The organism is Methylobacterium sp. 001424705 (assembly GCF_059816145.1).
The window spans coordinates 28,699-49,116 of the sequence record NZ_JCBANU010000001.1; the positions used below are offsets into that span (position 1 = coordinate 28,699).

Sequence of the window (20,418 nt, forward strand, 5' to 3'; positions counted from 1 at the left end):
AGGCGATCGCAAGCCTGACAGCTTCTTCATTCCGGGGCGCCGCAGGCGCACCCGGACCCGAAGGTGCGCGACCGGAGGCGTGCAATCCAGAACCGCCGACGCGTGGAAGGTCTGCGCCTCCTGCGTGTCTGGATCCCGGGCTCCGCAGCGCGGACCCGGGATGACGTGGTGCTGCAGGCAACCTGGTTGGAAGTCTCGGACCAGGACGGTCCCACAACGCCCGGGTGCCGTCCGGTCTCATTCCATCGTGGGCGCGAGCTTCTTGACGCTTTCCACGTCCTCGCCGAGCCAGGCCGCGTTCTTGGCCGTGCCGTCGAAGGTGGCGGAAGTCTTGAACAGCTCGTACTTGCCCTGGAGCGCGTAGGGCTTGCTGCGCTCAAGAAGCTCGGCGACGGTCGCCTTGTCCATGGGCTTGAAGGTCTTCACCGCCTCGAAGGCCTGGTCGAGGTCGCGCTGGCTCTCGATGCCGGTGATCACCACGGTGGTCGGCAGGTTCAGGGAGAAGTGCAGGTATTCCAGCGGCTTGATCGGCGCGTCGCTCTTTAGGATGACGCCGTCGCCGAAGGTTTTCATGCCGAGGGCCGCAATTCCGTGCTGGACCAGGTAGGGCAGCACGAGATGCCCGAACGAGCGGAAATGCGCGTCCATCACGTTGAGAGGCATCTGCACGGAATCGAACTGGAATCCGCGCTCCTCGGCGACTTCGAGCATCTGAAGGTGGATGCGCGGGTCCTTGTGGCCGGTGAACCCGATGTAGCGCAGCTTGCCGGCCTTCTTGGCCTCCACGAAGGCCTCCATGGCGCCGCCCTCGGCGAAGACCCGGTCCGGATCGTCGAAGCGCAGAATTTCATGGTGCTGCACGAGGTCGATGCGATCGGTGCGCAGGCGCTTGAGGGATTCGTCGATCTGACGCATCGCCTCCTGCTTCGTGCGACCGTCCATCTTGGACATCAGGAAGACCTTGTCGCGGTAGCCGCCCTGTGAGAGGGCGACCCCCATGCGCAGTTCCGAACGGCCGCCGTTGTAGTCCCAGCAATTGTCCATGAACGTGATGCCGCGTTCGATGCCGGCATGGATGAGGCGGGTCGCCTCGTCGTCGGAGACCGCGTTCTTGCCGAGGTGGAAGCCGCCCATCCCGATTGCCGAGATCTTCTCGTCGTGGCGACCAAAGGACCGGTACAGCATCTCGCCCCGGCGCTCGCCGGGATCGCTGAGCAGAGGCAGGTCGGCCGGGTCCTTCGGCCGGGTGTTGGGCAGGCCGGGGGCGGTCACGGCCGCGCTGGCACTGCTGGTGGCGGCGAGTCCGGCGCCGGCTGCGGCGCCCTGGAGAAAGCTGCGGCGTTCCATGTCTGCTCTCCGGTGTGAAGGGGGATGTTGCGGGATGCGTGCGGCATGTCAGGCCGCCGTCCCCTCGACGCGATTGGCTTCCGAGAGGGTGCGGGCGGCCTGGAGCAGGCGCATCGCCGCGCAGGCGGCCCCGTAGCCGTTGTCGATGTTGACGACGGTGATGCCGGGGGCGCAGCTCGCCAGGATGGCGTCGAGGGCCGTACGGCCGCCCTCGGCCACCCCGTATCCGACAGAGGTCGGCACCGCGATCAGGGCGCTGGCAACGAGGCCGCCGACGACGCTCGGCAGGGCCGCGTCCATGCCGGCGGCCACGATGAGAATCGGATGAGCGCGAATTTCGTCGAGCCGGGTGGTCAAGCGCCAGAGCCCGGCGACCCCGACATCGGCGAAAAGGGTCGTGGCATGCCCTTGATAGGCCAAGGTCCGCACGGCCTCCCGAGCGACCGGAACGTCGGAGGTCCCGGCTGCGACGATGCCGATCCGGGCCGGCCCGGTGAGCGGCCGGGCTCGCCCGAAGATCGCCGTGCGCGACACCGCGCAGTAATCGATCCGGTCCCGGTGATGCCCGGCAAGGGCCGCGTGCTTGTCGGCGTCGAGGCGCGTCAGCAGCAGCGGCGCGCCGCGCGCCGTGGCGGCGTCCAGGATCGCGTCGATCTGCACCGGGGACTTGCCGGCCGCGTAGATCGCCTCCTCAAGGCCGATCCGCTCGGGTCGGGCGAAATCGAGGACGAACTCGTCGGAGACGCTCATCGGGCCGCTCCCGTCAGGAAGGCGCTGCCAGTGCGATAGGTCGTGAACCGCACCGGAGTCTCCGGCAGGTTTGCCGGGGCACCCGCGCGGATCTGCGCCGCCAGCGCGGTCTGGCGTGTGCCGTCCAGGGCAGCGAGGCTGACGGGGTCGAGCTCCACCACGATCCCGGCGGCCCGGACGCGGCAGCGCACGGCACGGCGCGGTCCGATCCCCGCCTCGAGGCTGCGACTCACCAGGCCCTCGACGGCGTGGATGAAGGCGAGGGTCTCGGGCTCGATTCGGATCCCGGTCTCGACGCGGCTCGACAGGCAGGGCGCCGCCGGAAGCTCCGCCACCGATCCGAGATCGAGCGCTCGGGCGAGCGATCGCACCGTGGCCTTGTCCAAGCCGGCCTCGACGTAGGGATGGCGGACGCCGTGCTCGCGCGCCGCGTCGAGGCCCGGGCGGTACTCGCCGAGATCGTCGAGGTTGGCGCCCGACACCATAATCCGGTCGGTGACCTGACGAATCGTGCCGTAGAGGTTGGTCTTGCAGAAGAAGCAGCGATTGACCGGATTGGCCAGGTAGTTCGGGTCGGCGAACTCGCCGGCCTCGACCACGCGCAGGGACCAGCCCGCCCGCGCCGCCTCGTTCCGGACCCGCTGCGTCGCCTCGACGGGCACCGCCGGCGAAGCCGCGTGGACCATCAGCGCCCGGTCGGCCCCGAGCAGGCGGTGGGCGGTCTCGGCGAGGGTCAGGCTGTCGACACCGCCGCTGACCGCGACCGCGAGAGGTCCGATCGCCAGGATGACGTCGTTCAGACGTTGCAAGACCTCGGGGCTCATGCCGCGCCTCCCGCCTCGTCATCCGCCTGGAGCGCCAGGCCCTCGGCGGCGCGGCGCAGGCCGGCACGGGTGGCGTGGGTCTCCTGCGCGATTGCGTCGTCGGCCTCCGCCTTGGCGGTGCGTCCACCCGGCCGGTCGACCACCTTCACCCGCATGGTCTGACCCTCCACCGTGACCGTGTGCATCCGCCGCGGCAGGGCTGCGCCGGAGACGATGCGATGTCGCAGGCCGATCGTGGTGGTTTCGCGGAAGCAGGCCGCGATCGCCTCGTCCAGCGCGCTGGCTCGGGCGAGCGCCCGCACATGGGTCATCATCCGTCCCTTCTTGCCGAAGACCGGCATCTGGACGACGTCGAAGATGTCGGGGTGCCTGCGCAGGCGATCGAGGCCCATGCCGAGGTCTTCCGCCGATTGATCGTCCACCTCAAACTCGATCACGCCGAGGTCGCGGTGCTCGCCACTCCCGTTCGACGTCGCCGCCTCGTACGCCACCGCGCGCAGGCAGTTGCTCAGGCCCGGCAGGACCTTCGTGCCGAAGCCGATGCCCGACCCCTTCAGGATCCGCGGCGCCGCAGGAATCGGCGGTGCGATGTCCCGCAGGTAGCGCAGGATCGCGGCCCCCGTCGGGGTGACGCGCTCACCCGGCACACCGTCGTCCAGGGTCTCGAAGCCCTCGACGAGGAGACTCGTGGCCGGGGCCGGCACGGGCAGCGGCCCGTGCTGGGTCTGGACCCGGCCCGAGCCGAGGGGCAGGGCCGACACGCTCCAGGCCTCCGCATCCAGGGCCGCGATCAGGTGGGCAGCCGCCACGATGTCGGCGATCGAATCCCAGGCGCCGACCTCGTGGAACGCCACCGCCTCGACGGCGATGCCATGGACCCGCGCCTCGGCCTCGGCCAGACGGGTGAAGATACCGATCGCGTGGGCGCTGACGGTGGACTCGAGCGGACAGGCCTGCAGGTCCGCGCGAATCTGCGACCAGTGGCGATGCCCGTGACCGGCTCCGCCGGCGGGATCGTGTCGGTGGCCATGCTCATGCGCGTGATGGCGATGCGTGTGACCGGGAGCGACGCCGTCCCGATGCTCCGCACTGCGCGCGACGACGAAGCGGCGCCCGGCGAGGATGCCGTCGTTGTGTCCGACGAGTTCGCACGAGACCCCCGGCAAGGCGGCTCGGATGCTCCCCAGCACGCCGGCTTCCCGGTCGGGAAAGAGATCGAGAAGGGCGGCGGCGAACATGTCGCCGGCGACGCCGCCAAGGGCGTCCAGATGAATCTGCATGCGCGTCGTGTTCGTTGTCCCGTCACCGCGAGGAGCGAACGCGACATCGTTCGGAAAGGTCCGGCGGCAAGCGCCTCGGCTCGGAGACCGAAGGCCGCAGCGACGGTGCTCAGTCCGCCCGGATCTGGAGCGGGCCGACGATCTTCGCCCAGAACGAGCACCCGCACGGCAGCGGCTGCACGGTCCCTGCGGAGGACGGGGTTTCGCAGGTGAGCAGGTGCCGGAGCAGCCGCTCCATCTGCGCCACCTGATAGGGCTTCTGCATCACCGGGATGGCCTTGTAGGCGGGCTCGATGCCGGAGAGACCGTAGCCCGTCGCGAAGATGAAGGGGATGCCGCGCTCGAACAGGGCGTCGGCCACGGGATAGCTGCAGGTTTCCCCGAGATTCACGTCGAGGATCGCCATGTCGAGGTCCGCCCCGCGGGCCAGGGCGATCGCCTTGTCGAGGCGCATGGCGACCTCGACCTCACAACCCAGATCGAGGAGCATGTCCTCGCCGAGCATGGCAACAAGGCTCTCGTCTTCCACCAGTAGAACGCGCCGTCCCTGAAGGCCGCTCATCGGGCGGTCCGTCCGGTCACCCGTTCCTGCCCATGCCACCCGAGGGCGGTCAGCGGGATCCGGAGACGGCAGGTCACGCCTGTCGGCGCGAAGGTCAGGTCCGCGCTGCCGTCGAATTCCATCGGCAGTTGGCGCTCGATGAGCCGGCTGCCAAATCCCTTCCGCGTGGGCTCCGCGACCGGCGGCCCGCCCGTCTCGGTCCAGACGAGTTCGAGGCGCTCGCCCGACTCCCCCGGCTCCAGGGTCCAGGATACGCCGACCCGGCCTTCCGGGACGGACAGCGCGCCGTACTTGGCCGCGTTCGTCATGAGCTCGTGCAGCGCCATCGCGAGGGTTACGGCGACCTTCGGATGCAGGCGGGTGTCCGGGCCGACGAGGTCGAAGCGCGCCGTATCGACCTCGGCCAGAGCATGCGGTGCGAGGGCGCCCTCGACGACGCTGCGCAGGCTCGCGCTCTCCCAGTTCTCGGCCGTGAGCACGTTGTGCGTGTTCGACAGAGCGACCATCCGCGCATCGAAGGTCTGGCGCACGGCGGCGTCGGTGTTGCCCCTGAAGGTCTGCGCAGCGATCGACTGAACGGTCGCCAGCGTATTCTTGACCCGGTGGTTGAGCTCATTGGTGAGCAGGCGCTGACGCTCGGCGGCCGCCTTCTCCTCGGTGATGTCACGCACCTCGATGATCGTGCCGATGATGCGGGTTTCGTCGTCGCGGATGGGACTGGCGGTGAATCCGACCGGGTAGAAATGTCCGTCCTTATGAACGAACACCTCCTCGCCGCGCTCCTGGTTGTTCTCCGGAAAGGCGCGGTCGATGGCGCATTCCGCGAGCGGGAACGGGCGGCCATCCGGGTAGGTGTGATGGACGATGTCGTGCAGCGGGCAATCGCGCGCGAGCACCTCGGTCAAGCTGAAACCGGTGAGCAGTTCGGCGGCACGGTTCATGTAGACGCAGTGCTGGCGGTCATCCATCAGGAAGATGGCCACCGAGGCATTGTTCAGGACCGCGTTGAGTCGCCGCTCCGTTTCGTACAGCTGCGAACCGCGCCGCAGGGTCGTCAGGGTGGTCGTGGTCGTATCGAACGTCTGCATCGGTCCAAAACTCGGCACGAACGATCGTTTCCCGGAACGGACAGCGATGCCGCTGGCCAGTGAACAACGAAAAGGCGGTGCAGGGTCATCCATCGGCCAGGGCCGACACACTGCAGGCACAGGTCTAACGTCAGCGCCTATCGCAATCCATGGTCCGCGCAATGGTTCCGACGCCTTCGCCGTCATGCTCGACAGCGGGTGAGCGACGCGCCGACGGGCGTGGGATAGGGAGGCGTCACGCGGCAGAATCCGCGATGGACACGGCTTCGAGCTGCTTCGCAACCCCTACGCGGTCGAGGATCTATTCCGGAACCTCCGACGCGCGGTGGCGCATGCCGCGAATCATCGGCGCCACGGGTGAGAGCGCTCTCGTGATCGGACGCGGATGAACCGGAGCGGCCGGCTCCGGGTTGACGCGCAACAGGGCCGTGCGACCGACGAACGCCATGGGACGTCCTCCCCCCGGCGTGCGGCCCAACCATTGGGATACGAAAAATGAGCGACGGTGCGACCGCCAGCGACAGCCCCTTCATCAAGGGCCGCAATGCCCGCCTCTACGGCAGGCAGCGCGAAAGTTGCCCCTATGCCGAGGGAAGCGAGGACCGAGCCGCCTGGATGCAGGCGTTCGACGAGGCCTCCGACGATCGTCCGGAAAGCGAAACCGGTACGATCGATCCCCAATCGTCCGTCAAAGCCTGAGCCGGGCCTATCACCCGGTGCTCTAAGAACCGGCGGCTCGGCACCCGAGCCTCGAACCGAGGCAGACCGACGCCTCGGTTCGAGTCATCTATCCAGACTCCGGCGACCGAGTTGCAGGTAGCTCGGGTTGAATTCGGCCAATTCGCTGAGGGTGGCCCAGTCGAGGATGGTCAGCCGCTTGCCGGACAAGGCGATGAGCCGCTGGCGGCGTAGGGCCTGCAGGGAACGGTTGACGTGCACGTTCGACAACCCGACGGTGACAGCGATGTCGCTCTGCGTGAACGGTAGTTCGTAGGTCATCCCCCGAGTCAGTCCCACCGCGTTGAGGCGCAGGTGCAGTTCGCAGAACAGATGCGCGATGCGCTCGACGGCCGTCCGGCATCCGATGTTGACGATCCACTCGCGGAGCGTGGCCTCGTTGACGAGGATGCTCATCCGGAGGGCCTGCCGGATGGCCGGGTGTTGCCGCAGGATCGCCTGCAGGGCATCCGCGTTCACGCGCGCCACACGGCAGGGTGAGAGCGTGCTCACGGCGTGATCCATCCGATTGATGAGGCCGGCTTCCAGGTTGCAATGGTCACCGGGGACCAGGAAGGCGGTGATCTGCCGTGCACCGTTCTGACGGAACTGGTTGCGACAGGCGAACCCCTTCACCACGATCAGAACGCCGTCGGCGGGCTCTCCCTCGCGCAGGATGTCGGTATGAGCGGGGTAGTCCCGCGCGGTCGTCGCCAGACGTGACAGTGCATTCCGATCCTCCGTCGACAAGTCCTGGAACGCTTCGAGCTTCTGTATCAGCGCAGACGCGGGCGACTTCATCATGGGGACGAGGACGCGATCGCCGGACGTTTGACTGCTGAGGGCCTGTCCCATGTCACACACTCCCGATCGCAAATTCGTCGTGGGCACTCACGACGTCCCAGGGGATCGTGGGCTTCGCGAGCCAAGCCGCGTCGCCGAAGCCCCGCGTGATCGGATCCTCGCGATGGCAGGTCGTTGGCAGAACGAAGGTCACACTGTGCCTGGGGAAACACCGAAAGGGCCTTGAGCGGTCGCCATCCTGACGCCGTGGCTCGATGACGGGCGGATCGACGCGTTGGCGCCTCCGAAGCGCCTCGGTCGCCGCCGCCGTCGTCAGCGGGCCGGCAACGCGAGAACCGGCCTTCCGGAGGATTTCGTACAAGTCGAGGGGGAGAATCGTGTCGCTTTCGGCGACCGGCCCCCGTGATGTTCCGGCTTCTTCCATCACTCGACCCTGTTTTCGAGACGGAGCCAGATCCCATCAGACCCGGAACACAAATAAGCCCCTTATCCATTATCGATGCAAGTGCAGTATCGATGCAAGTGCAGTTGCCGATTTCGATCCGCAAGATTCCATGCGTCAACTGTGTGTGCGCTACGAAACAATCATTTGTTAGACGTAGAGATCTGTCCAAAATCTATTACACGTGAAGGTGTCGCGCTGACGTGATGGATCAGCCAGCGGATATGCAACTTGAGATAGATGCACAACCGCGGCTGTTCCGTGGGCCGGAAATTCAGCGAGCGCCATCGCTCCGCGCCATGGCGCTCACCGACAAATCATCCACTAGTATCGATGAAAAACGACATGTTGGTTTATGCATTCTGCACTTAAGGATCCATTCAGTGTTCTGTTCAAATCAAGCGCCGAAAGTCGATGATTGCATTGCGGTTCACATGCGGACCCATGACTTTCGGTCGGAGAGGGTCAGAGGATCTCGAATGGAAATTGCACGCCTGCTTCACACCTTCGCGGGTCCCGTGATGGCCCTCGTCGGCACGCTGCCGTCGTGGCGGCGGCCCGCCGCACCTCCCCCGGTGCTGGAGGGACCGGTCGAGCGGACCTACGACTTCCCGGCGCTTCAGCCGCGGGAATCCGCGTATTGGCCTGAGCGCTCACACATCCTGTCGGGCAAGCCGGAGCAGACGGCGACCTACGTCTACAGAAGTCCCGACGGCCTGTTCGCCGCCGGCATCTGGACCTGCCAGCCCGGCAAGTTCCGCATCGACTTCGGCCGGGCGGAGTTCATCCAACTGATCGCGGGCGTGGTGACGGTGACGGACGCGGAGGGCGTCGCGAAGACCTACCGGGCCGGCGATGCCTTCGTCACGCCGGCGGGCTTCTCCGGCACCTGGGACGTGATCGAACCGGTCAAGAAGCACTTCACCTGGTACGGTCCCGAGCCGGTCTGGTAGGGCGGCCTCGCGCCCTACTCGGCGGCGTCGGTGATCCGGAAGCCTTCGATGCCCTGGCGCTCGGGATTGATCGCCGCCAGGGCGCGCTTGGCAGCTTCCAGGGGGTGTTCGGCCTCGATTCGCACGGAGGAGAGATCCGGGCTCTTGTAGACGGTAACGATGGTATCCATCACCTCGGTCAAGGTCGTCCGCTTATCTTCCGGGGCCGCGATCAGCAGTTGCAGCCCCCACGCCTGATAGAGATCGACCAGGGCCTGACTGTTGCGCACGTCGAGCTTGGAGAACGCCTCGTCGAGAAGGCAGAGGCCGAGGCCGGGGTTCTCGTCGCCGGGTCGGTCGCCCGGATAATACGCCGAGGCGAGCGACGCCGCGATGGCGACGTAGAAGGGCGCCTGCGCTTCGCCGCCCGAACCTCGCAGCGCGCGGTTCGACATCGTGGTGCGGTTTCCCGCCCGATCCCGCATACCGATCTCGTAGACGAAGTAGTTCCGGTAGTCCGCGAGGCGCGCGGCGCTCTCCTCACCGGCGATCAGGGCGGTGATCTCGTCGATCGCCGCCGCGAGCGGACCATCAGGAATCGCGCCGCCCTCGTCCGGCAGGATTGCCTGGGCCGCATCCGGCGAGCGGGCGACCTCTGTCGCCAGGGCATGGACGGCGGCGTAGCGCCGATCCACCTCGGCCTCGAAGGCATAGGTCTGCCCCGTGAAGGTCTGGCTCGACAGGCGCTCGTTGAGGGCCTCAAGCCGGGCGCGTACGCGCTCGAACTTGTCCGCGAGCCGAGTCAACAGGTCTTCGATCATCAGGCGGCGCATCTCGCTCTCCGCCCGCCGCGCCTGGTCCCGGTAGCGCCGCAGTTCGTGGCTCGCCACCTCGTCATGGGCCCGCTTCGCCCAGCCGTAGCCGAAGGAGGCCGGCACGTCGCCCGCCCCCAGCGGATTTTCCACCCGCCACTGCACGCAGTACTCGGCGAGGTCGCGCTCGGCCGCCCTGCCCTGCGTTCGCGCCGTCTCCGCCGCTTCACGGGCTCGCGCACGCCCGGTATTGGCATGGCTCGCCAGCGCCTTGGCGTCGAGATCCGCACGCTCGGCACGCAGCGTCGCGAGCGCCTTCGGGTCGAAGGCGTCCGGACGCACGAGCCGGATGCGCATGCTGTCGCCGCCTGCCCAGCGCTGATACGCGGTCCGGCGCGCCTGGAGCGCAGCACGGGCGGCCTCGCGGCTCGCCGCAACCTTGGCCTTCAGGCCGGCCTCCTCGCCCAGCAGCAGGTCTCGCTTCGGCTCCAGCACCTGGACAAGCTCGGTGAGATAGGCCGAACGCTCCTTGGCGAGCTCCGCGAGCTCGGCCTCCAGGACGCCGGTCTCGGCCCGCTCGACGCTCTCCCGCTCCGTGGTCAGGCTGCGGCGTCGGCCCTCGATCGCGTCCGCCTCGGCGCGCAATTCAGCGAGATCCAGGTTCGTTTCGGACAGGCGGCGCGCGAGGGCGGCCCCGATCCGGGCCGCTTCCCGCAGGACATCGGCCTCTGCCCGGGCCCGGCGCGCCTCGGAGACCGCTTGCTCCCAATCCTGGCGGCTCTCTGCGGTCGGACCCCGGTGGCCCCGGGTCATCATGAGCTGGACCGGGCGCACCACCGAATAAGCCATGCCCGAGGTCGAGCGCCCGCTCGGGGCCACGGCCCGGCTCATATGCGCGAGGGCCGCGTCGTTCGGGGCGAGATCGTAGCCGCCGAGGCGCGCCCCGAGGAAGGCCTGCGCGTGGGGATCGGCCGTCTCGATCAGTGCGAGCGGACCCTCGTCGTCGCGCCCGCCGCGCCGCCGGGCCGTATCGGTCGTCTTTACGAGGAGACAGCGGTAGAACTGGCTCTTGCGCGCTTCGAGATGCGCGAACGCTTCGTTGAGGCGGTCCGGTTGCACGACCAGCGCCTCGCGGGCGCCGCCAAGGAGGCCCTCGAGGGCCTGCCCCCATTTTGGATCGATGATCTCGGCCAGCTCGCAGATCGGTGTCGCCACGATGCCGAGGCGGGACAGCTCTTCGCGGAACGCCGCCACGTCCGAGGACAGACGCGGCGCCGCCCCCCGCCCCGCGCTCGGTGCCGGCGCGCGGGACTGCGCCTCGTTCTCGAGGGCGCGGGCGCGCAGCGCCGCGTCCTCCGCCGCCCGCTCGAGGGGCGCGGCGATCGGGGGCATTCCAGCCAGTCCGGCGAGCAACGCGGCGAGCGGACCGTCCGACCTCAGGGTTTCTTCCGGATTGGCCTCGCGGCGAAGACCCGATCGGGCGCAGGCCTCCACCAGGCGGGCGGCTTCGGGCGAGACCGTGCGAATCGTGCCGACGATCACCGCGAGCTTGCCGGTGTCGAGGACGATTCCGACCAGGTCGGCGACCCGGGCGGCCAGGTCCCGCCGGTCGCGGGCCAGCATGGCGAGGCCGGCATTCGAGGCGGCGAGGCGCCCCTCGGCGGCGGTGCCGGCGAGCAGCGCCTTCTTACCCGCGATCTCGCCGTCGATTTCGCGCACGAAGCCCTGGCTGGTGGCGACGCTCTCGCGCGCGATGCGCAGGCGCTCGGCGACGTCCTTGAGGGTCTGGCGGGCGGTCACGGTGTCGATGATGCGCCGACGCAGGTCCGCATCAGCGGCGCGCAGGTCTCCGAGAACCGAGGCGAGGCTCGCCTCGGCCCAGGTCTCGTAGCGCCCGACGATCCGGGCGAGGTGGGCGAGGCGCCGCTCCAACTCGTCGATGGTCTCGAGGAGGCGCCGCCAGGTCTCCACCGATTGCCGGATGCGGGCGACGTCCAGGGGCTCGGGTTCGAGCACGAAGGACCGGACGAAGGCCGACGAATCGAAGATCGGCTTGAACGCCACGGCGTTGGAGAAGGTGCGCAGGAAGTGGCGCGGCTCCGGCACCGCTGCGCCCTCGCGAAGGGTTCCGAGGAGTTCGGCGGTGAAGCGCTCGCCGGACGCTCGGTACTCGTCGAAGGTGGTCCCGCGGGTGCGCAGGTCCTTGGCGATCTCGGCCCAGGGCGCGACGAAGCTTCCGCCCGGCGTCTCACGGACGTAGTCGGCGACCTCGAAGCGGTGGCCGACATGGACGAAGCGGGACAGGGTCGTCTCGCGGCTGTCTTCCGCCCGGGCCGCCAGGGCGAGCCCGGCGGAGACGACGCGCCCCGTGGTCTCGTTCTCGAAGACCAGGACGATCAGTGTCTCGCAGGCTTCACGGGTGGGGCGTCCGCCCTCGGCCGGATCGCTGATCCAGCCGAGGCAGTAATCCCGCACGGTCCGGGCGCTGCGTCCCGAGGCCGAAGCGTTGAGGGCGAGGCGGCTGGCATTGTTGCCCGCCAGCACCGTGCCGACCGCATCGAAGATGGTCGACTTGCCGGCCCCCGTAGGTCCCACCAGCGCAGCCGCGCCCCGGATCCGAATTTGCTCGCGGCGGATCAGGTACCAGTTCGAGAGGACGATATCGGTAAGGCGGTACACGGCCGGCGCTGACGATCCCGAGTTCGAGAAGACACCCCTCGCATGAACGCTGAGCGCCCGGGATGCAAGCCGGCGGGGCCGCCGGCCTGGGGACGCGGCACCGCTGGGCGAGAGTCGGGACGATCCCACGCTCCCCGCGCCGCGTCGCGTCGTGGGTGGCTGCGGAGTGGGGACTGGCGAGGGAGGCGATTAATGCGGCAATCTCCTCCAAGGCGATGTTGCGCTGACTCAGCGAGAGGGGGCGGTGGACCCGGAAGAACCCAGCGTCCAGGACATCGGCCGGCGCCGTTCGGTCCTCCGAGCGGATCGTCGTTACCGCTCGATCGCGCCTGTTCCGGGCGCATCCCGCGATGGTCGCGCCGCCGGGCGACCGGAACCGATGCTCGAAGGCTGGAAGCCAGGGGATTGCGAGGACAAGAACGCCCTCGACGCGGTGGGCGATCGACTCTCACCGCGGATGCGCAGCCTCCTCGATTTCCTCGGCAAGCGCGTGCGGATCGACGCCTGAGACCTCACGCCTCCTCGTCGCCGCGCGCAGCCCCCCAGGCTCGGACCTGATCCATCCAGGCGTCCGGCGACAACACCGCGATCCCGGGCATCACCATCAAGGGTGTGATCTTCTCGACCTTGTCGCGTTCGCCCAGGCGCAGGGCCCCCTTGCGCGCGAACAGACGGAGGATCTCGGTGAGTCGAGCCTCTTCCGGCGGATCGCTACGCGTAGCGGTGCGGATCGATTCGACGATGTCGTCGGTCGTGCATTCCACGACACCCTCGGTGGTCACCCGGTGGGCACGCAGGCCTTCCTCGTAGGCGAGACGCAGGGCGAGCAAGACCAGAGTCTCGTCCTTGCGCAGGCGCTCGGCCTGGGCATCGTGACGGACGCCCTCGGGCGGAACCCGCAGGCACACCATCTGATCGCGATGCATCACGTCGAACTGGTAGCCGAGGCACGCGAAGTAGGCTTGGAAGAAGGGCGCGTAGTGCCGTGCGAGCTCATACGAGCGCCCGATGCCCGGTGTTCCGGCATAGACGCATTGGCTCTTCAGGAGGACCTGAAGCGCCCGGGTCAACTCCTCTTCCGAAGGCGCGCGGGCTCCGGGCGGCGGCAAGTCCTCACCGTCGACGATGGCGCGAAACGATTCGAGCATGGCTGGCCTCGCGGTCGCGGGATCTGCCCGCGCCGGCCGGTGTCTCTAGCGCCTCGCGGCGACGCGCGCCAACGGTGGTGGCCGCGAGCGGGTCCGCGAGAGTGCGACGCCAGTTCCGCGATGTCGCTCAGGCCGCGACGGCCGGCGTCGCACGGAAGAGCGAGAGGCAGGCCGTGTCGCGGTGCATGCTGAGGATCGAAGCGCGGTCGAGCGAGGGATTCGCCGCGAGAACGCGCTGGACCTCGGAAACGATCGCCTCGTAGCGGGCCGGATCGTAGTTCGGCTCCAGCGGGCTGACCGCAATGTAGGTCTCGACCACCAGGACCCGCTCACAGCGCTCCCGGCCGACTTCCGCGGCAATCCAGGCGGACTTGATCAGGCATTTGGCGCTGGTCATGGACGAACGCTCCCGCAGTCTTCTCGAATTTCGCGTCGCATCGCGCGAATGAAATCCAGCGGAGCATGAACCCCTCACAGTATTTTGCCAAGGCCCGGGATTAAACCGGGATCATCAATTCAACCGATCGCGACGAACGCCGTCGCGCAGAGAATTCGGCCGTGAAGGCAGCATAGCCGCGACCGGACACGGACGGCCCCGGATCTAGCGGCGCAGCGCCGGCGCCCGCTCCAGCAGGAAGTCCGGGCAATCGAGCCAGCCATTCGACACCCGACCCTCCATCCGCGAAAGCCGATAGCGGCCCCGCAGGCTCCCGTCGAACAGGACGTCGATCTCCCGCAGGCGCTGGAACACGACGAAATCGTCGACGTCGGCGATCCGGATCTGGGAGCCCCGGATGGTGCGCTCCGGCCCGAGCCGTGCCTCGATGAAGGCCACGATCCGCTCGGGCGTGACCGCGACGCGCTCCCGGAACGCGTCCTTGGCGGCGATGAAGGCTTCGATGACGGGATCGATCTCGATCTCGGGCAACGGCTCGGATTCGATCGCCGCCCGGCGCAGGCGCGGTGCGTAACAATGCGGCTCGCCGATCGGGGGACGGAACAGCGAGACCTGGGGATCGGGCAGGCCGGCGAGGTCGTCATCGCCACCAGCCACCGCGCGCAGGGCCGCGGCCGTGCGCTCGATCCGGTCGGAATCCCGATGGTCCAGGTAGCGCAGCGTGGCGGCGATCCGGCGCTCGAGCCGGGCGACGATGTCGGCGACCACGTCGAGGTGGCGATCGAGACCCTCGAAGATCGCCAGGATCTCGGCCAGATCGCCGCGGACGGCGCGCTCGGCCGTCTCCCGGTCGGGCGCCCGCCCCTCCCGGAGACCCGCATCGGTCAGGGCGCGCAGGGTTAGGGGATCGCGCAGGGCACGGCCGGCCTCGCGCACGATTCCCGACCGGAAGCGAAAAGGATTGAAGCGGGTGTGCAGCGTCCGGTAATCGCTGACGAGGTGGCGCGCGACGAACTCCTCGAAGTAGAGGCGCAGGGCGACGCCCTGATCCGCCTCGCGCAGGATGCGCTCCTCGCTCTTGCGCATCGATCCAGCCAGGCTGCGCAGATGACTGAGGAAGGTACGGGCCGACTTGGCCGCGTTGACCAGGGCCTCGGACCTCTCGGCGGGGTTGGCGATCGCGCTTTCCAGGCTGCCCAGCACGTCGAGGACGGCACCGCCGTAGGAGCGCCGCTCGCCCCTGTCGAGCCGCGCCAGTTCCTCGATGACCATCCGGGCCTCGGGGTCGAACTCGACCACCGGAACATAGCGCTCCCGCCGCTCCACCAGCCAGCCGGCATCGAGAAGGCGGCGATAGACGACCGAGCGGCGCTCGCTCGGTTCCACCGTGCCGGAGGCGTCGTCGTCGATCTCCCGGTCCACGAAATCGGCGGCGAAGTCACCGATCGCCGTCAGAAGTTCGCTCTTGCGCAGGGGTTCGGCGGTGTCCCCGAAGACCCGACCGTGCAGGTGCAGCAGGAGCGCCGCATTGAAGGCCCGGCTCGGCGAGGCGAGCGGCTTGAACAGGTCGTCGGAGAGGTGTGTGAACAGCATGGCGAAGCCGGCAGAGATCAGCCCTGCCCGGCGCGGAGAGTCAAATCGCCGGAGGGGTGGCGCGCGGATCGCCCTGAACTCAGGACGTGAACCGCGCGTTGTCCACCGGTCGTTCGCGTTCTGCGAAGCCAGTTGTTTTCGTGGAGTTTGCGATGTCTGTCCGCCGCCGGAGCACCCTGCTCCTCGCCCTGTCCGTTCTCGCTCTGCCGCTGGCGTCCGGGGGGCCGGTCCATGCACAACCGGCCTCGGACGGAACCGGCGCCGGGTTCGCCCAGCCGCAGCCGGGGGCGATGCGGGGATCCAAGATGATCGGCCTTCCGGTGGTGGGCATGGACCATGTGCGGGTCGGATCGATCGAGGACGTTCTCATCGGCGACGCCGGGAAGGTCGAGGCGGTGGTGATCGGCGTCGGCGGCTTCCTCGGAATCGGCGAGAAGCTGGTGGCAATTCCCTTCGACTCGCTCGCGTGGAACATGAAGGACGTTCCCCTCACGCGTGGGCCGACCTCGGTGGTCACGCCCGAGACGAAGCCCAGCACCGAGGCCGCAGCCCGCGTACAGCCCGAGACCATGCCGGGGGCCGACACGACGCGCGAGGTCCTGGGCGCCGTCCAGAACAAGCACACCGATCAGGTCACGGCGACCACCGGCACGGTCGACGAAAACCGGAAGGCGCCCGCCGATCGCGCCACGGTGCTGGCCGGCGGTGTGCCCGTCGAGGCCGAGATCCGCATGACCAAGGCACAGCTCAACGCGGCGCCGGCCTTCCAGTACGGAGCGGCCCGCCAGGCCGACAAGTAGCCGTGGAGACCACGATGACGATGACCCGAACTCTCACCACGAGTGCCTTCCTGTGGACGGCAACGCTCGGAAGTGCGCTCGCTCAGCAGACCAATCCGGCCCCACCGATCCCGGAGACGGGACCCGCCGGCTCGAATTCCGCCGCCGCCAACGCGGCGGCGACGGATTTCAACTGGATCTGGCTGAGCCTCGCCATCGCGGTCGTCGCGCTGGCAGTCTGGTACGTCGCCCGGCGCCGGCAATCGGGAAACATCCGCTGAGAGCACAACGCCCGTCGATCCGATCGGCAATTCGTGAACGCCGTTTCCACGAGAGGGCAACGGCGTTCATCGAACCGACAGCTCACGACGCAGATGCTCTGCCCATTCAGCCGGGCCCGAGGGGCTCAGAAATCGGACGAGGTTCACCACATGACCCAATCCAAATTCACCCTCGCCACCTTATCACTTTTTCTCTCAGCCTCAGCGGTGCTGCCGGCCCTTGCGCAGTCTGACGCAGCGATTCAGCGCCGCGACAACGGGCGAGCGGCTGCGGAGCGCCGCGATCTGAACCGCGCTGAGCAATCGAGCGCCGATGATCGCAGGTCCGTCGGGACGGACCGGGCCAGGGAATATCATGATGGCGCAGTCTTGCGCCGAGACGAACGGCGCGGAGACCGAGCCGCCATCGCGCGGGATCAGGCGGCCGTCAACCAGGACGGGGCAGGTCTGCGCAGAGACAATCACGCTGCGGCTGTCGGTCGGAGTGCCGTGAACCGAGATCGTGCCAGGGCCGATCACGGCGCCGCCGTCGTCCGTCGCGATCGGCACTGATTAGATGAGAGCGCCGGGCAATCGCAGGATTGCCCGGCAGATCGATTCGGGAAACCGTCCTGCGGCACCGTTCGGACCGCAGGCGTGACGAGGTGCGGCCCGGAGGACTCGTCGTTCGTACGAGCGGCGGGTCCAGCGACTACTCAGCGACGCCTTCCACGACGTCCACGAAGCGCGCGCTCAGGCCCTCACACCCGGGGCACCACGGCGAGCGGTAGAGGCCGTAGGCGAAGAAGCACCCGGCGAAGTTGGCGTAGCCCGTCGGGCCGGCGTAATCGACGATGAGCTTGTCATCGACTCTCACCTTCAGCAGGCCCTCGCCGCCGGCCCCATCCGCGAAGTCAATGGCGACCGCATAGGAGCGATCCCGCTGCAACGGGACGACGGCCTCCGGTCCCAGATCGACGTGACGGCCTTGTTCCTGAGATCCGGCCGTGGGGAAGGTGGCGAGATCGACGTAGAGGACTTCCTCTCGAGCGTGAGGGGCCTGCGGCCTGACCCCGATCGAGAAGGGCGGATTTCGCCAGCGCTCGCCCGGGCTCGGGCGTGCGTTGTATTGGCTGACGATGCACCAATCGTGCGTCATCAGCAGGCCCGGGAGAACGTTGATCGTGAAACTGGCCCGCATCGTTTTTCCGGGTGGATGAACATCGCGTCGACTTGCGTCGAAGACCGCCATCGCCCGGGCCGGCGCGTCCCGCAGCCGGCCCGCGTAATGACGCGCCTCATTCGCGGAAAGGTCACCCTTCTGGATGCTGAAGGTTCGCACCCTTCGGCCATCAGACAACTCGTCCCTGCACGCCCCTCGGGTGACAGGGAGGTCGAACCGCCATGCCGGCAGGATGAACCGGACCCCGTGACCGTCTTCCAGGATCTCCTCGCCGTCGGTGTGCTCGATGAACTCGGTCATGATTCACCGATAGGCCCTGGAGCGAGATGGCGGCAAGGCACTCGACGTGGCGCCGTCCGCATGCCCGCATCGCATCCCGATCGGTGTCAGGGCGCGCACCCTGCGCGACGCATTCTCGTCGCGCATCGCCGCAGCCGGCAGGCTTGCGGGAGCCGGCGTCACCCGTCTCGAAGAAAAGATCCATGAACGATTGCCCCGCCCGGAGGGCAGCTCGACCCGACGCTTTCCCCGATGATCCGGCTTCCCCGTACGAAAGCTTCGGCCCTACTTGCTCGCGTTGGGGAAGAACAGCTCCTTGCCCTCGATCTTGTAGCTCGCGATCGCCGCCTGCCCCTCTTGTGAGATCAGCCAGTCGATGAAGGCTTGGCCCTCCTTCGCCTTCACGTTCGGATGCTTGGCCGGGTTCACCAGCATCACCCCATAGGGATTGAACAGGCGCTTGTCGCCCTCGACGAGAATGGTGAGATCGCCGCGATTCTTGAACGCGAGCCAGGTCCCGCGGTCGGCCAGGAGGTAAGCGTTCAGGGCCGAAGCGGTGTTGAGGGCCGGTCCCATGCCCTGGCCGATGTCGCGGTACCAGTCGCCCTTGATGTCCGCGAGATCGACGCCGGCTTCCTTCCAGGTCCGCAACTCCGCACTGTGGGTGCCGGACCGGTCGCCGCGCGAGACGAACGGAGCCTTGGCCACCGCGAGCTTGCCGAAAGCCGCGACCGCGTCGCCCCCACGGACACCGGCCGGGTCGGATTTCGGTCCGATCAGGACGAAGTCGTTGTACATCACGTCCCAGCGCTTCGTGGCGAAGCCCTCGGCCAGGAACTTCTCCTCGGCCGGGCGATCATGCACCAGAACCACGTCGGCATCGCCCCGGCGGGCCGCGTCGAGGGCCTGTCCGGTGCCGAGGGCCACGACCTTCACGGCGATGCCGGACTTCGCCTCGAAGAGCGGCAGCAGGTGCTTGAACAGGCCCGATTGCTCGGTGGACGTGGTGGAGGCAACGACGATGGAAGCCGGTTCGGCTCGGACGCCGGATGCGGCACCGAGCGCGAACAGGAGGCCGAAGGTCAGGAGGCCGCGGCGAAGGATGTCCAAGGAAGTTCTCCGGTGATGTAGGCCCGCGTTTCGGGGGCCCGGGGCGAGGTGAGAAGCGAGCGGGTCGGACCCTGCTCGACGGCCCGCCCTCGGGCGAGCACGACGACGTCGGCGGCGAGCCGCGTGACCTGTCCAAGATTGTGGGAGACGAGCACCACCTTCGTGCCCTGCCGGGCGATCTCGGCGATCAGGCCCTCGACGAGTTCGGTGGCGCCTGGATCGAGATTGGCGGTCGGCTCGTCGGCGAGGAGGAGATCGGGTTCGACCGCCCAGGCCCGCGCGAGGGCGAGGCGCTGCTGCTCGCCGCCGGAGAGGCGGGTCGCCGGCGCCGAAGCCCGGTCGCCGAGGCCGACGCGCGCCAGGGCAGCGTGGGCGCGCCGCGTCCGCTCGGTCCGCGACAGGCCCAGGGGCGTCAGCGCGAGGGCGACATTGGCGAGCGCGCTGGCCCGCAGGAGAGCCGGGCGCTGGAAGACGAAGGCGCGCCGCACAGGGCCGGCGCCGACGATCCGCACCGACCCGGCATCGGGTGCGAGCAGGCCGTCGATGACGCGCAGCGTGGCGCTCTTGCCGGCGCCGTTCGGCCCGATCAGCGCCGTGATGCCGGCGGCGGAAATCCCGGCGCTCAGGCCATCCAGGATAGTGGTGCCGTTCCGGGCGAGCGCGAGGTCGCTGAGTTCGATCGCGGGCATCGGCTCAGCCGTAGGCGCGCGCGGCGTGGGCGCGCAGGCTCGCCGCCAACGCGTTGATCAGGATGACGAGCCCGATCAGCACCAGCCCCAGCGCGAGCGCCAGACTGAGGTCGCCCTTCTGGGTCTCCAGAGAGATCGCCGTGGTCATCGTGCGGGTGTGACCATCGATGTTGCCCCCGACCACGAGGACGGCGCCGATCTCCGAGATCGCGCGCCCGAAGGCGGCCAGGGCCGTCGTCACGAGGGAGAAGCGCGTATCGTGGATCAGCGCGAGCGCCCGGCGCGGGGCCGACAATCCGAGCGAACGCAGTTGCTCACCGAGATGCGCCTCAGCATCGGCGACCACCTGCCGAGTGAGCGCCGCGACGAGAGGCGTCGCCAGTACGGCCTGGGCAGCCACCATCGCGCCCGGGGTAAACAGGAGACCGAGCGACCCCAGCGGGCCGGAGCGCGACAGCACGAGGTAGAGCACCAACCCGACGATCACCGGGGGGAGCCCCATGAAGGCGTTCAGCAGCCCGACCAGGACCGATCGCCCCGGAAACATGGCGACCGCCAGAAGGGCCCCCACCGGGATCCCGATGCCGAGCCCGATGCCCACGGCGGTGAGGCTGACACGCAGGGAAAGCCACGCGATCACGAGGACATCGCGGTCGAGGGTCGCCAGACGCGAGATCGTCTCCTGAAAGGTCTGAAGCATCGTCACCGGGCTGCACGGGGCCTCGCGGGATGATACGGGGGAG

At 68.4% G+C, this 20,418-nt stretch carries 21 protein-coding genes; 5 read left to right on the forward strand and 16 right to left on the reverse strand.

Annotation, left to right across the window (positions count from 1 at the left end; translation table 11 throughout):
• Positions 1-237: 237 nt before the first annotated feature.
• The 6 genes from AC6EUL_RS00120 to AC6EUL_RS00145 all read right to left on the reverse strand — a co-directional run bounded on the left by AC6EUL_RS00120 (position 238) and on the right by AC6EUL_RS00145 (position 5,851).
• Positions 238-1,347, reverse strand: coding sequence for an aldo/keto reductase (locus AC6EUL_RS00120; protein ID WP_499868132.1), 1,110 nt, complete (start codon positions 1,345-1,347; stop codon positions 238-240).
• A 48-nt stretch (positions 1,348-1,395) separates the two neighbouring features.
• On the reverse strand, positions 1,396-2,097 hold the full coding sequence (gene larB / locus AC6EUL_RS00125) for a nickel pincer cofactor biosynthesis protein LarB (RefSeq protein WP_056353501.1): 702 nt from the start codon (positions 2,095-2,097) through the stop codon (positions 1,396-1,398).
• Positions 2,094-2,921, reverse strand: coding sequence for an ATP-dependent sacrificial sulfur transferase LarE (gene larE / locus AC6EUL_RS00130; RefSeq protein WP_499868133.1), 828 nt, complete (start codon positions 2,919-2,921; stop codon positions 2,094-2,096). Before larE ends, larB begins: the two co-directional genes overlap by 4 nt.
• A complete protein-coding gene (gene larC, locus AC6EUL_RS00135) occupies positions 2,918-4,201 on the reverse strand; it encodes a nickel pincer cofactor biosynthesis protein LarC (protein ID WP_499868135.1) in 1,284 nt (427 codons plus the stop codon). Before larC ends, larE begins: the two co-directional genes overlap by 4 nt.
• Positions 4,202-4,310: 109 nt before the next feature.
• Positions 4,311-4,763, reverse strand: a complete 453-nt coding sequence (locus tag AC6EUL_RS00140) for a response regulator (RefSeq protein ID WP_499868137.1) — start codon at positions 4,761-4,763, stop codon at positions 4,311-4,313.
• Complete coding sequence (locus tag AC6EUL_RS00145) at positions 4,760-5,851, reverse strand: sensor histidine kinase (protein WP_056353490.1); 1,092 nt, start codon at positions 5,849-5,851, stop codon at positions 4,760-4,762. The genes AC6EUL_RS00140 and AC6EUL_RS00145 overlap by 4 nt, the downstream gene beginning before the upstream one ends.
• A gap of 495 nt (positions 5,852-6,346) precedes the next feature.
• On the opposite strand from AC6EUL_RS00145, the gene AC6EUL_RS00150 reads away from it, so the two are divergent.
• Positions 6,347-6,550 (forward strand): ribosome modulation factor, encoded by a 204-nt coding sequence (locus tag AC6EUL_RS00150; protein ID WP_056219272.1) that lies wholly within the window; start codon positions 6,347-6,349, stop codon positions 6,548-6,550.
• A gap of 84 nt (positions 6,551-6,634) precedes the next feature.
• Here AC6EUL_RS00150 and AC6EUL_RS00155 read toward each other — a convergent pair whose 3' ends face one another.
• Positions 6,635-7,423, reverse strand: coding sequence for a Crp/Fnr family transcriptional regulator (locus tag AC6EUL_RS00155; RefSeq protein ID WP_499868139.1), 789 nt, complete (start codon positions 7,421-7,423; stop codon positions 6,635-6,637).
• Between the two features lie 870 nt (positions 7,424-8,293).
• On the opposite strand from AC6EUL_RS00155, the gene AC6EUL_RS00160 reads away from it, so the two are divergent.
• Positions 8,294-8,767: a cupin domain-containing protein gene (locus tag AC6EUL_RS00160; protein WP_056219264.1), complete on the forward strand. Its 474-nt coding sequence runs from the start codon at positions 8,294-8,296 to the stop codon at positions 8,765-8,767.
• 14 nt (positions 8,768-8,781) lie between these two features.
• On the opposite strand, the gene AC6EUL_RS00165 is transcribed toward AC6EUL_RS00160, so the two are convergent.
• Positions 8,782-12,237 carry an SbcC/MukB-like Walker B domain-containing protein gene (locus AC6EUL_RS00165; RefSeq protein WP_499868142.1) on the reverse strand — a complete coding sequence of 1,152 codons (3,456 nt, stop codon included), beginning with the start codon at positions 12,235-12,237 and terminating at the stop codon, positions 8,782-8,784.
• 379 nt (positions 12,238-12,616) lie between these two features.
• Here AC6EUL_RS00165 and AC6EUL_RS00170 point away from each other — a divergent pair, with 379 nt between their 5' ends.
• Positions 12,617-12,745: a hypothetical protein gene (locus AC6EUL_RS00170; protein WP_274534743.1), complete on the forward strand. Its 129-nt coding sequence runs from the start codon at positions 12,617-12,619 to the stop codon at positions 12,743-12,745.
• 4 nt (positions 12,746-12,749) lie between these two features.
• Here the strand turns inward: AC6EUL_RS00170 and AC6EUL_RS00175 are convergent, their stop codons facing one another.
• From AC6EUL_RS00175 to AC6EUL_RS00185, 3 genes are all read right to left on the reverse strand, one after another.
• Entirely contained in the window at positions 12,750-13,385 is a 636-nt protein-coding gene (locus tag AC6EUL_RS00175; protein WP_056219257.1) for a DUF4194 domain-containing protein, read from the reverse strand.
• A 127-nt stretch (positions 13,386-13,512) separates the two neighbouring features.
• The gene (locus tag AC6EUL_RS00180) at positions 13,513-13,782 is read right to left on the reverse strand and encodes a hypothetical protein (protein ID WP_056219253.1); all 270 of its coding nucleotides are present in this window, start codon (positions 13,780-13,782) and stop codon (positions 13,513-13,515) included.
• Between the two features lie 204 nt (positions 13,783-13,986).
• On the reverse strand, positions 13,987-15,375 hold the full coding sequence (locus tag AC6EUL_RS00185) for a Wadjet anti-phage system protein JetA family protein (protein ID WP_056383105.1): 1,389 nt from the start codon (positions 15,373-15,375) through the stop codon (positions 13,987-13,989).
• Between the two features lie 152 nt (positions 15,376-15,527).
• Between AC6EUL_RS00185 and AC6EUL_RS00190 the strand changes: the two genes are divergently transcribed.
• Together AC6EUL_RS00190 and AC6EUL_RS00195 are read left to right on the forward strand one after the other, a co-directional pair.
• Positions 15,528-16,175, forward strand: a complete 648-nt coding sequence (locus tag AC6EUL_RS00190) for a PRC-barrel domain-containing protein (protein ID WP_499868147.1) — start codon at positions 15,528-15,530, stop codon at positions 16,173-16,175.
• A gap of 14 nt (positions 16,176-16,189) precedes the next feature.
• Entirely contained in the window at positions 16,190-16,435 is a 246-nt protein-coding gene (locus tag AC6EUL_RS00195) for a hypothetical protein (RefSeq protein ID WP_244472742.1), read from the forward strand.
• 201 nt (positions 16,436-16,636) lie between these two features.
• On the opposite strand, the gene AC6EUL_RS00200 is transcribed toward AC6EUL_RS00195, so the two are convergent.
• The 5 genes from AC6EUL_RS00200 to AC6EUL_RS00220 form a co-directional block, all read right to left on the reverse strand.
• Positions 16,637-16,984, reverse strand: a complete 348-nt coding sequence (locus AC6EUL_RS00200; RefSeq protein ID WP_056219241.1) for a hypothetical protein — start codon at positions 16,982-16,984, stop codon at positions 16,637-16,639.
• A 142-nt stretch (positions 16,985-17,126) separates the two neighbouring features.
• Positions 17,127-17,897 (reverse strand): polysaccharide lyase family protein, encoded by a 771-nt coding sequence (locus AC6EUL_RS00205; protein WP_056490440.1) that lies wholly within the window; start codon positions 17,895-17,897, stop codon positions 17,127-17,129.
• Between the two features lie 264 nt (positions 17,898-18,161).
• Positions 18,162-18,986, reverse strand: coding sequence for an ABC transporter substrate-binding protein (locus AC6EUL_RS00210; RefSeq protein ID WP_056353467.1), 825 nt, complete (start codon positions 18,984-18,986; stop codon positions 18,162-18,164).
• Complete coding sequence (locus AC6EUL_RS00215; protein WP_499868151.1) at positions 18,959-19,675, reverse strand: ABC transporter ATP-binding protein; 717 nt, start codon at positions 19,673-19,675, stop codon at positions 18,959-18,961. Before AC6EUL_RS00215 ends, AC6EUL_RS00210 begins: the two co-directional genes overlap by 28 nt.
• A 4-nt stretch (positions 19,676-19,679) precedes the next feature.
• Positions 19,680-20,375 carry an ABC transporter permease gene (locus tag AC6EUL_RS00220; RefSeq protein ID WP_499868153.1) on the reverse strand — a complete coding sequence of 232 codons (696 nt, stop codon included), beginning with the start codon at positions 20,373-20,375 and terminating at the stop codon, positions 19,680-19,682.
• Positions 20,376-20,418 lie beyond the last annotated feature (43 nt).